Below are 10,295 nucleotides of genomic sequence, written 5' to 3'. Positions count from 1 at the left end.
ACCTTGAAGGAGGAGGGTACCGCTGGCGGTGTGAATGACCTATCAACCCACGCCACCTCGGTAACCACCTCTGTAGAGCGATTCTCGTCGACTTTACGGCCCTCCCTGTCCAGCTTGGCACGCGCGGCTTCCCGCCGGCGGCGTAACTTCTGAGAGTTCCGAGCTTCAGCAACGTCCTCCCGAAGTTCACGATAGGTCCGATGCAGTTCGTCAAAACTGGGCTTTTCACCTCCTGCCTCCCGAAGAGCTTTTTGCGCAGCTTTCCAGAGCTCTCGGCTCTTCCCAATCATCCGCTTATCCTTGACAGGCACCTGCAGGAATACGTTCCTGAAACGATCATGTACCCAGACATGCCCAGCTTCATCCCGATAACGAACACTGACTTTTTCATCCGGTGTCAGGAGCATTCGCAACTGAGCGAGTTCGCCGGAGTGATAGCCGAGGGTCTCGACCTCGATTCCGTAGTGGTGGACCCTAACGGAGCCGCGTCGAGCGAGAATGCACTCCAGTGCATCAAGGTCTAGCGGCAACCTGATCAAATGCTGGGCCTCATCGGAAGCCCAGACCTGAGCAGGAGTCCTCTTGTTAAGGCCTCGGTGCGGGGTCTGGTGATATCCGTCCACAATCCATTTCACGACGGCGGCCTCCAACTGCGCGAGAGTGAAACAGGCGTGCTTTTCTGATTCGTAATCACCCCGTTGTTGGATATTGGAGAACGTTGTACCCGGGAGGTTATGAATCAGCCCCAAATTTTGGGTGCTGAAGAACCGTTCAACCGCTCCCTTTTTCTGAGGATCTCTAGAGGGGGGATACATGATCTCGATCCCGAGTTCGTTGAAGCCCTCGACCAGATCACCTGCGTGAAACTCAGCCGCGTTGTCCGGTACGATCCGTGTCGGCATGCCATGAGCCCGCCACTCATTTTTCACTTTCGGAAAGCGTTGTAAAAGATCTGCCTTAGGACGAATTGCACGCTCAATCACCCGAAGAACAGATTCGGTATTGGGCGCAGCGAGATGGAGGAGATACCCCATTACCATGCGGGAGAACCTGTCCAGCACAATCGTTAGATAGGGGCGCCCAATCACCAAACCGGTCTCTTCGTCCACGAGCAACACGTCAAGTAGGGTGTGGTCGATTTCCCAACGCTCCAAAATGTGATTGACCCGGAGCACTCCCGTGGCCGCACGATGTTTTTTTTTCGCCGCATGCTTACCTAGACGAGCTTCATCCACCAAGTAGGGATCGAGGTTGGCAATATACCTGCGAACAGTCATACCACTTGGAATCGTTAGTTGGTTAGAAGGCAATCGTCCAAGATTCGACTCTTCGATTCGGATTCTTAATTCGCCAATTACCTCCGTAACGCTAGCCGGCGTCTCACTCATGTACAACTCATCGACGACCACGTCCAAGATAACTTTAAGCTCCCCTGTAATAGATGCTGTGCGCCCTTTTTTCGAATGCTTTGGGACCAATTTTACGACGTCTTTTCCAATATACCTCGATGCCCAGCGTCTAATAGTGCATATCGAAGGCGCGCATACGTCACCGATTACTTTTGCAATTTTCTTCAATTTTTCGAGCATTATTTCTTCACTCGGTAGTTTCGATTGACCCTCGTCCATCACACCGTCAAGGTACGTACGACGACGCAATGCCTGTTCACGATGGAGGGCCGGAAAGCACGTCAGATCGGGGGCTACGTTCCTTACGTAAGGGATCTCCCCGAGAAAATTCTGATCAGCACAGACTTCAATTTCGCGCTTCTCGTACCCACTATAGAACTCAACTTCAGTTAACTTAGTGGGCTCGCCTAGCTCATCAAAAAAAAGCAATCTCCGATCAACTAATCTCCGCTGAAAGGTCATCCTGAGGCCACGTACAAAGACAACTAATTTTGCTTTAAGCGAAAATGTCTGCATGACGATGTCCTCCGGAAAGAAAGACTTCTGAGTCATTTAAAATAGGCACCTCAAGATCAATACCTACAATGCCTAATCCCAACAATAGCCAAGCATCCGGCTCGCCAAAAACCGCAACAAGCTCATCTAAGGTTTCAGGCTCATGCAACTCCAACTGCTCGCGAATTTCCTGCATACGTGAACTCTCGAGCTTGGGGCCGCGTCGGTGATGCATCAGCTTTTGAAGGTTGTCAGCCAAGGGCTGACGCAAAATGAGTCGGTCCGTGACGATCGAAAAGTTACGGCCTGAGGCCGCGAAATGCAGTTTCGCGGCCTCCAGTTTCAGCTTGATACCAGCCACCAGCAGGCTCTTTTGCTGCTTGACCTCGAACCACCACTCCCGCCCATCCATGAGACATACGCGAACGTCCGGGTAGTATTTTTTGGGCACTCCACCAACCGAAACCACCTCCAGGCTTGGCTGCACGGCATAACTGCGAACCAAGGGAGAAAGCTCCAGAAACCTGACAAAACCGCTCTCCAGTTGTGATTCACACTGAACGGGTCTGCCATTTTTCATTGAAGGGAAGGAGATCCGTATGTGATTCGAACTCCTGGTAATGACCTTGCGCACTGACATTGAACACCTCCACAAATCTTTGAGACGAACACCTGCGCTGCACCCGATAACTCAGGCGCAGAGCGGGCTCCAGAGGTACTTTCGACAGGCAACACTTCCCCGTCGAGGGCCCTCGCTGAAGTCGATTTTTTGGGAGAGGATTGACAAGCGCCGAAAAAAGGCAGAAATTGCGCGGGTTCGTTTACGCAAGATGTACCTGGTTGTAGGCGCTGTCAGAGCCTCTGATTAAGCGTTTTCTACATTTCTCGATGCCTCCTTATAGGGTCGTCGACGAAAGCAGCCATGCCGTGAGGCCTATTTTCCAGATAGATGCTCAAAGCAGAAGCTGTTACCGGTGGCCGTTAGGAACTTGCTTCAACAAGTTTACGTAACCGGCTGATTTTATTGGTGCGCTCTTACGGCGTAAGGGCGTGCCAGATTTTACTCCTACCGCTCGTCTTTCTCCACGAAAAATTTCAAAGTCGCCCTTGACATTTTATCAATTGCGCTTATCGGTACGTGTGACACCCCTATTTCGATACTGCCGGTATCATTCGCGCATGTGCGTTCTCCTTCCTTCATCTCCGCTGTACCACTTTCATCCCAGTCCATCGGATTCCGCTCCAGCCCAATATCCAGGCGCGGTCCTCTGGTAGCCGCTGCCCTCGGAAGGGACCAAGATGTGTTACCCCCAAGCATCTTGTCTGCAGGGTAGAGCGTAATTTTCGAGCGCACAAAAAAGGCCAATTCAGAGAATTGGCCTTTTTGTCGCTTTCCTTTCGGAAGGCGTCTGATCATCTATTTGTGAAAATGATCAACTATTTTGTGAACCTACAACAGCATCAGAAATCCAGGTTCGACACCGCCAACGCATTGCTCTCGATAAAGTCACGACGTGGCTCTACCGCATCGCCCATCAGCGTGTTGAAGATCTGGTCCGCGCCGACGGCGTCTTCGATCGTCACTTTCAGCATCCGGCGAACCGCAGGGTCCATGGTGGTTTCCCACAATTGATCCGGGTTCATCTCACCCAGCCCTTTGTAGCGCTGGATAGTGTGGCGCTTGGTGCTTTCGGCCATCAACCAGTCCAGGGCTTCCTTGAACTCGGTCACGGCTTTCTTGCGTTCACCACGCTGAATGTAAGCGCCTTCATCGAGCAAGGTGCTCAACTGCGCGCCCAGGGTCACGACGGTCTTGTAGTCATTGCTGCCGAAGAAGTCGCGGTTGAAGGTGACGTAATTGGACAGGCCGTGGGAGATCAGTTCGACCTCCGGCAGCCAGACGTTACGTTCACGGTCTTCGCGCAGGCTGGCTTTGTAGACCAGGCCGGACTTCTCGTTCAGACGCAGGCGGACTTCATACCTGGCCAGCCAATCCTGCATCGCCGCGTGATCGCCCAACTGCTCCAGGCTCACCGCCGGCAGGTAGATGAAGTGCTCGGTCAATTCCTGCGGGTACAGGCGCGACAGACGCTTGAGGGTCTTCATCACCATGCGGAAGTCATTCACCAGACGTTCCAGCGCTTCACCGGAAATACCCGGTGCGTCTTCGTTCAGGTGCAGGCTCGCATCTTCCAGGGCCGACTGCGTCATGTACTCTTCCATGGCGTCGTCGTCTTTGATGTATTGCTCTTGCTTGCCTTTCTTGACCTTGTACAACGGCGGCTGGGCGATATAGATATAGCCACGCTCGATCAGCTCCGGCAACTGACGGAAGAAGAAGGTCAGCAGCAGGGTACGGATGTGCGAACCGTCGACGTCAGCATCGGTCATGATGATGATGTTGTGGTAACGCAGCTTCTCGATGTTGTACTCGTCACGGCCGATACCGCAGCCCAACGCGGTGATCAGCGTGCCCACTTCCTGGGATGAGATCATCTTGTCGAAACGGGCTTTTTCCACGTTGAGGATCTTGCCCTTCAACGGCAGGATCGCCTGGGTACGACGGTTACGACCCTGCTTGGCGGAACCGCCAGCAGAGTCACCTTCCACCAGGTACAGCTCGGAAAGGGCAGGGTCCTTTTCCTGGCAGTCGGCCAGTTTGCCCGGCAGGCCGGCAATATCCAGCGCACCTTTACGACGGGTCATCTCACGGGCTTTACGCGCCGCTTCACGGGCACGGGCGGCGTCGATCATTTTGCCGACCACCAGCTTGGCTTCGTTCGGGTTCTCCAGCAGGAAGTCCGAGAAGTACTTGCCCATTTCCTGTTCGACAGCAGTCTTCACTTCGGAAGAGACCAGCTTGTCCTTGGTCTGGGAGCTGAACTTCGGATCCGGCACCTTGACCGAAATAATCGCGGTCAAGCCTTCACGGGCATCGTCGCCGGTGGTGGCAACCTTGTGCTTCTTCGCCAGGCCTTCCGCTTCGATGTAGGTGTTCAGGTTACGCGTCAGCGCCGAACGGAAACCCACCAGGTGAGTACCACCGTCGCGCTGCGGAATGTTGTTGGTGAAGCACAACAGGTTCTCGTTGAAGCTGTCGTTCCACTGCAGGGCGATTTCCACGCCGATGCCGTCTTCGCGCTGAACGTTGAAGTGGAACACCTGGTTGACCGGAGTCTTGTTGGTGTTCAGGTATTCAACGAACGCCCGCAGGCCACCTTCGTACTTGAACAGCTCTTCCTTGCCGCTGCGCTCGTCCTTGAGGACGATGCCGACACCGGAGTTGAGGAAGGACAGCTCACGAATCCGCTTGGCCAGGATGTCCCAACTGAAGTGGATGTTCTTGAAGGTTTCGCCGGAGGCCTTGAAGTGAATCTCGGTACCGGTGGTTTCACTGTCGCCGACAGTTCTCATTGGCTCCTGTGGAACACCGTGGACGTAGGTCTGTTCCCAGATCTTGCCGCTGCGACGCACAGTCAGCACCAGCAATTCGGACAGGGCGTTCACCACCGACACACCTACACCGTGCAGACCGCCGGAGACTTTATAGGAGTTGTCGTCGAACTTACCGCCGGCGTGCAGTACGGTCATGATGACCTCGGCCGCGGAAACGCCTTCTTCCTTGTGCACGTCCACCGGAATGCCGCGACCGTTGTCACGTACGGTAATGGACTCATCCGTGTGGATGATGATGCTGATCTCGTCGCAATGGCCGGCGAGGGCTTCGTCGATGGAGTTGTCGACCACCTCGAATACCATGTGGTGCAGACCGCTACCATCATCGGTGTCGCCAATGTACATACCGGGACGTTTGCGTACGGCATCCAAACCTTTCAGCACCTTGATGCTGGTCGAGTCGTACGTATTTTCTTCGCTCATGCCTTCACTCCCGATGGTCGTGGGTCTGGGTGATACAGCCTTGTTCCACGTGGAACAAAGCGACTGGCGTTTCCGTCTGCCAGCCTTCCCTCAATAATTCGTGGTCTACACAGGTGATAAACACCTGGCAGCGTAAGTCTTCCAGCAAGCGACAGAGTGCATGACGGTGTTGCTCGTCCAACTCGGACGGCAGGTCATCCACCAGATAAATACACTGACCGCGCCGGGCCTGACTGACCAGGTGTCCCTGGGCAATGCGCAAGGCGCAGACCACCAGCTTCTGCTGACCCCGGGACAAGATGTCCGCGGCATTGTGCGCGCCCAATCGAAGACGCAAATCAGCTCGCTGTGGTCCGGCTTGGGTGTGACCCATTTGCTGGTCCCGGTGCAGGGAAGAGGCGAGCACAGCGCTCAGTTCCTTCTCTTTGTCCCAACCACGGTAATAGCTCAGCGTTAAGCCCTCGAGTTCGACTAGCTCGCTCAAGGTCTGCTCAAAGACTGGTTTCAAGGCTTTGATGTAAGCGCGGCGGTATTCATCGATTTCGGCGCTGGCCAGGCACAGTTCCCGGTCCCAGGCCGCTTGCGAAGCGGCGTCAAGTGTACCATGCCGCAGCCATGAGTTCCGCTGCCGCAGGGCCTTCTGCAAGCGCTGCCAGGTCGACATGAAACGAGGTTCCACGTGGAACACACCCCAGTCGAGGAACTGGCGGCGGATCTTCGGGGCACCTTCGAGCAGGCGAAAGCTGTCCGGGTTGATCAGTTGCAGCGGCAGGATTTCCGCGAGTTGCGCCGCGCTCTTGGCGTTCTGCCCGTCGATGCGGATCTGGAATTCGCCCTGGCGGTCCCGCGATATCCCCAACGCGCTGTGTCCACCCTCGGCCAATTCCACTTGACCAAACACCGTGCAGGCAAGTTGCTCGTATTGGATCACCGGTAGCAGACGGGTACTGCGAAAAGAGCGCGCGAGCCCAAGCAGATGCAGCGCTTCGAGCACGCTGGTTTTTCCGCTGCCGTTGGCGCCGTAAAGGATATTGATACGCGGGGAGGGGGAAAAGGTCACCGGCTGCAGGTTACGCACCGCGGTGACCGAAACACGACTGAGGGACATCTAGCGTTGGCTGGACATGGGCAGGCGCGACACCGTTACAGGCGCATCGGCATGACGACGTAGGCGGAGTCGTCGTTGTCGGACTCCTGCACCAGGGCACTGCTGTTGGAGTCGGACAGGATCAGGCGCACCTGCTCGGTGGTCATCACGCCCAGCACATCCAGCAGATAGCTGACGTTGAAGCCGATTTCCAGCGAACCGCCGTTGTAGTCGACGCTGATTTCTTCTTCCGCTTCTTCCTGCTCAGGGTTGTTGGCCTGGATCTTCAACTGACCGTTGGCCAGTTGCAGACGGATGCCGCGGTACTTCTCGTTGGACAGGATCGCGGTACGGCTGAAGGCCTCACGCAGTGCCTGCCGATCACCGAGGACCAGCTTGTCGCCGCCTTTTGGCAGTACACGCTCGTAGTCCGGGAACTTGCCGTCCACCAGCTTGGAGGTGAAGGTGAACTCACCAGTGGTCGCACGAATATGGTGCTGACCGAGGACAATGCTGACGTTGCCTTCCGGCTCGGTCAGCAGACGGGCCAATTCCAGGATGCCTTTACGTGGCACGATCACCTGGTGACGATCCGGTTGACCGATATCGGCCTGCATCGAACACATGGCCAGACGGTGACCGTCGGTAGCCACGGCGCGAATGATACCGGCCGACACTTCCAGCAACATACCGTTGAGATAGTAACGCACGTCCTGCTGGGCCATGGCGAAGCTGGTGCGCTCGATCAAGCGACGCAGCTTGCTCTGGTCGAGCTGGCAGGTCAGCGAACCCGGGCCTTCTTCCACGGTCGGGAAATCGTTTGCCGGCAAGGTCGACAGGGTGAAGCGGCTACGACCGGCCTTCACCACCAGTTTCTGCTCATCGACCTTGATGTCGATCAGGGCGTCGTTGGGCAGGCTCTTGCAGATGTCCATCAGCTTGCGCGCCGGCACGGTGATTTCACCCGGCTCCGCGGGCTCTTCGAGTTGGACGCGACCGACCAGCTCGACTTCCAGGTCGGTACCGGTCAGCGACAGTTGCTGGCCTTGGACGACCAGCAGCACATTGGAGAGCACCGGCAAGGTCTGGCGGCGCTCGACGACGCCTGCGACCAGTTGCAGGGGTTTCAACAGGGCTTCGCGTTGAATAGTGAAATGCATGGTCTAGTCCCTTGCCTTAATAAGCTGCGCTGGTGTCATCAAGTGGTCAGTGTTCGCAGCAGGTTCTTGTAGTCCTCGCGGATGTCCGCGTCGGATTCCTTAAGTTCGTTGATCTTGCGGCATGCATGCAAGACCGTAGTATGGTCGCGCCCGCCAAAGACATCACCAATTTCAGGCAAGCTGTGGTTGGTGAGTTCCTTGGACAAGGCCATCGCGACCTGACGTGGACGTGCCACCGAGCGCGAACGGCGCTTGGACAGCAGATCGGAAATCTTGATCTTGTAGTATTCGGCCACCGTGCGCTGAATGTTATCCACAGACACCAGCTTGTCTTGCAGCGCCAGCAGGTCTTTCAGCGATTCGCGGATCAGCTCGATGGTGATATCGCGGCCCATGAAGTGCGAGTGAGCGATTACCCGCTTCAGCGCGCCTTCGAGCTCACGGACGTTGGAACGAATACGTTGGGCAATGAAGAACGCCGCGTCATGGGGCAGTTCGACTTTCGCCTGATCGGCCTTCTTCATCAGGATCGCGACCCGGGTTTCCAACTCCGGCGGTTCGACCGCCACGGTCAGGCCCCAGCCGAAGCGCGACTTCAAGCGCTCTTCCAGGCCTTCGATCTCTTTCGGATAACGGTCGCTGGTCAGGATCACTTGCTGACCGCCTTCAAGCAAGGCGTTGAAGGTGTGGAAAAATTCTTCCTGGGAACGTTCCTTGCGGGCGAAGAATTGGATGTCATCGATCAGCAAGGCGTCCACCGAACGGTAGAAACGCTTGAACTCGTTGATGGCGTTGAGCTGCAAGGCCTTGACCATGTCCGCGACGAAACGCTCCGAATGCAGGTAGACCACCTTGGCATTCGGGTTCTTCTTTAATAGGTGGTTACCCACAGCGTGCATCAAGTGGGTCTTACCCAGGCCGACACCGCCATAAAGGAAGAGCGGGTTGTAACCATGCTTGGGGTTGTCCGCCACCTGCCAGGCCGCGGCCCGAGCCAATTGGTTGGACTTACCCTCGACGAAGTTCTCAAAGGTAAAGGTGCGATTCAGGTAGCTGGTGTGCTTGAGCGCGCCTTCTACCTGAACGGTACGCTGTTCGGCGCGCACCGGGGCCTGTTGCGAACTGGCGCCGGCCATCGGGTCGAAACTGTCGCGGGACGGTTCCTGGCTGACCTCGACCGCCGTCTTCGGGGTCGGTGTGGGCTGCGCGGGCTGGGCGATCACCGCCGCAGGTGCCGGAGCACTGGCGGCCATCGCCTGGGAAGCGGCGGCGGCCAATGGGGCATTGGGCGCGGCACGCGGGGCGGAACTGCGCTTGCTACCTATTAATAAGGAAAGCGCAGGCGCCAGACCATTGCCGTGCTCGTTCAACAGTTCGAGCAAACGTCCCAGGTACTTTTCATTCACCCAGTCGAGCACAAAACGGTTCGGTGCATAGACACGCAACTCGTCGCCTTCGGCTTCGACCTGTAGTGGACGGATCCAGGTGTTGAATTGCTGGGCAGGCAGCTCATCACGCAGAAGCTCCACGCACTGCTGCCAAAGTTCCACTGACACGGATATCCCCTAAGTTGAAAGCCGGTGAGGCAAAAACAAGCGGCCATTGTACCGGCAGGCCGAGCACTTATCCACATGTAGGTTGCAGGGACAACCTGAAGAATCAACTGCTTATCGGTGGACAATGCGACCAATGGTATGTGCATAAGCTCTGTGGATAACCGCCCTTGAGGGCGTTGCACAAGTGGGGGCGAAAGTCTGTGGGTAACTGGCCTGTGGATAACATGGCATTCCACGCACAGCTTATCCGACAGCGCGGCACAGGCGGAGCACCGCTTACCCACCCAGTTGTCATCCTCTGTACAGTAGGTATTTCATGGCCTCAAGCGACTTATCCACAGATAATGGCTTGCTAAGCTTCTATAAGCTTTACAGAAAAGCTTTAAATAATTCCCTTCTTTATTCTTATATCTAGGTCGGGGTGGGTGCCAGCCAGATCGACCCAAATATCTATATGAAGTAAAAGCTGGTTGGAAATTGACCTGCGGGCTTGCTTTCTCTAGAATCCCCGGTCTCTTAAAACGGGGGCCATTCCGGCCCGTTGTGACGAACCAGGTAGCAACGCCATGAAACGTACTTTCCAACCCAGCACTATCAAACGCGCCCGCACCCACGGCTTCCGTGCTCGCATGGCTACCAAGAACGGTCGTGCCGTCCTGTCGCGTCGCCGCGCCAAAGGCCGTGCTCGTCTGGCAGTTTGATAATCCGG

General features: G+C 56.0%; 7 protein-coding genes. 1 reads left to right on the top strand and 6 read right to left on the bottom strand.

Going from position 1 to position 10,295, the window contains the following annotated elements:
• The 6 genes from M5B99_RS26985 to dnaA all read right to left on the bottom strand — a co-directional run.
• Positions 1 to 1,925: integrase (locus M5B99_RS26985; RefSeq protein WP_412548764.1), on the bottom strand; the 1,925-nt coding region annotated here is incomplete at its 3' end.
• Positions 1,906 to 2,544, bottom strand: a complete 639-nt coding sequence (locus M5B99_RS26980; protein ID WP_248806912.1) for a Tn7 transposase TnsA N-terminal domain-containing protein — start codon at positions 2,542 to 2,544, stop codon at positions 1,906 to 1,908. The genes M5B99_RS26980 and M5B99_RS26985, both read right to left, overlap by 20 nt.
• An 821-nt stretch (positions 2,545 to 3,365) precedes the next feature.
• Entirely contained in the window at positions 3,366 to 5,783 is a 2,418-nt protein-coding gene (gene gyrB, locus M5B99_RS26975) for a DNA topoisomerase (ATP-hydrolyzing) subunit B (protein ID WP_248806911.1), read from the bottom strand.
• A 4-nt stretch (positions 5,784 to 5,787) separates the two neighbouring features.
• On the bottom strand, positions 5,788 to 6,891 hold the full coding sequence (recF, locus tag M5B99_RS26970; protein ID WP_248806910.1) for a DNA replication/repair protein RecF: 1,104 nt from the start codon (positions 6,889 to 6,891) through the stop codon (positions 5,788 to 5,790).
• Positions 6,892 to 6,926: 35 nt separating this feature from the next.
• Entirely contained in the window at positions 6,927 to 8,030 is a 1,104-nt protein-coding gene (gene dnaN, locus M5B99_RS26965) for a DNA polymerase III subunit beta (protein WP_248806909.1), read from the bottom strand.
• Between the two features lie 38 nt (positions 8,031 to 8,068).
• Positions 8,069 to 9,586 carry a chromosomal replication initiator protein DnaA gene (gene dnaA, locus M5B99_RS26960; RefSeq protein WP_248806908.1) on the bottom strand — a complete coding sequence of 506 codons (1,518 nt, stop codon included), beginning with the start codon at positions 9,584 to 9,586 and terminating at the stop codon, positions 8,069 to 8,071.
• A gap of 566 nt (positions 9,587 to 10,152) precedes the next feature.
• Here dnaA and rpmH point away from each other — a divergent pair.
• A complete protein-coding gene (gene rpmH / locus M5B99_RS26955) occupies positions 10,153 to 10,287 on the top strand; it encodes a 50S ribosomal protein L34 (protein ID WP_003213577.1) in 135 nt (44 codons plus the stop codon).
• The last annotated feature ends 8 nt before the right edge of the window (positions 10,288 to 10,295 follow it).

The organism is Pseudomonas sp. MWU13-2100 (genome assembly GCF_023242365.1).
Taxonomy (GTDB): Bacteria; Pseudomonadota; Gammaproteobacteria; order Pseudomonadales; family Pseudomonadaceae; genus Aquipseudomonas.
The sequence above is the reverse complement of the archived record's forward strand: the minus strand, read 5'-3'. Positions and strand labels throughout refer to the sequence as shown.

What these genes read in the sequence shown, in the direction of transcription:
- recF (WP_248806910.1), bottom strand. Translation starts at nt 6,891, where the DNA reads ATGTCCCTCAGTCGTGTTTCGGTCACCGCGGTGCGTAACCTGCAGCCG.
- rpmH (WP_003213577.1), top strand. Translation starts at nt 10,153, where the DNA reads ATGAAACGTACTTTCCAACCCAGCACTATCAAACGCGCCCGCACCCAC.
- M5B99_RS26980 (WP_248806912.1), bottom strand. Translation starts at nt 2,544, where the DNA reads ATGTCAGTGCGCAAGGTCATTACCAGGAGTTCGAATCACATACGGATC.
- gyrB (WP_248806911.1), bottom strand. Translation starts at nt 5,783, where the DNA reads ATGAGCGAAGAAAATACGTACGACTCGACCAGCATCAAGGTGCTGAAA.
- dnaN (WP_248806909.1), bottom strand. Translation starts at nt 8,030, where the DNA reads ATGCATTTCACTATTCAACGCGAAGCCCTGTTGAAACCCCTGCAACTG.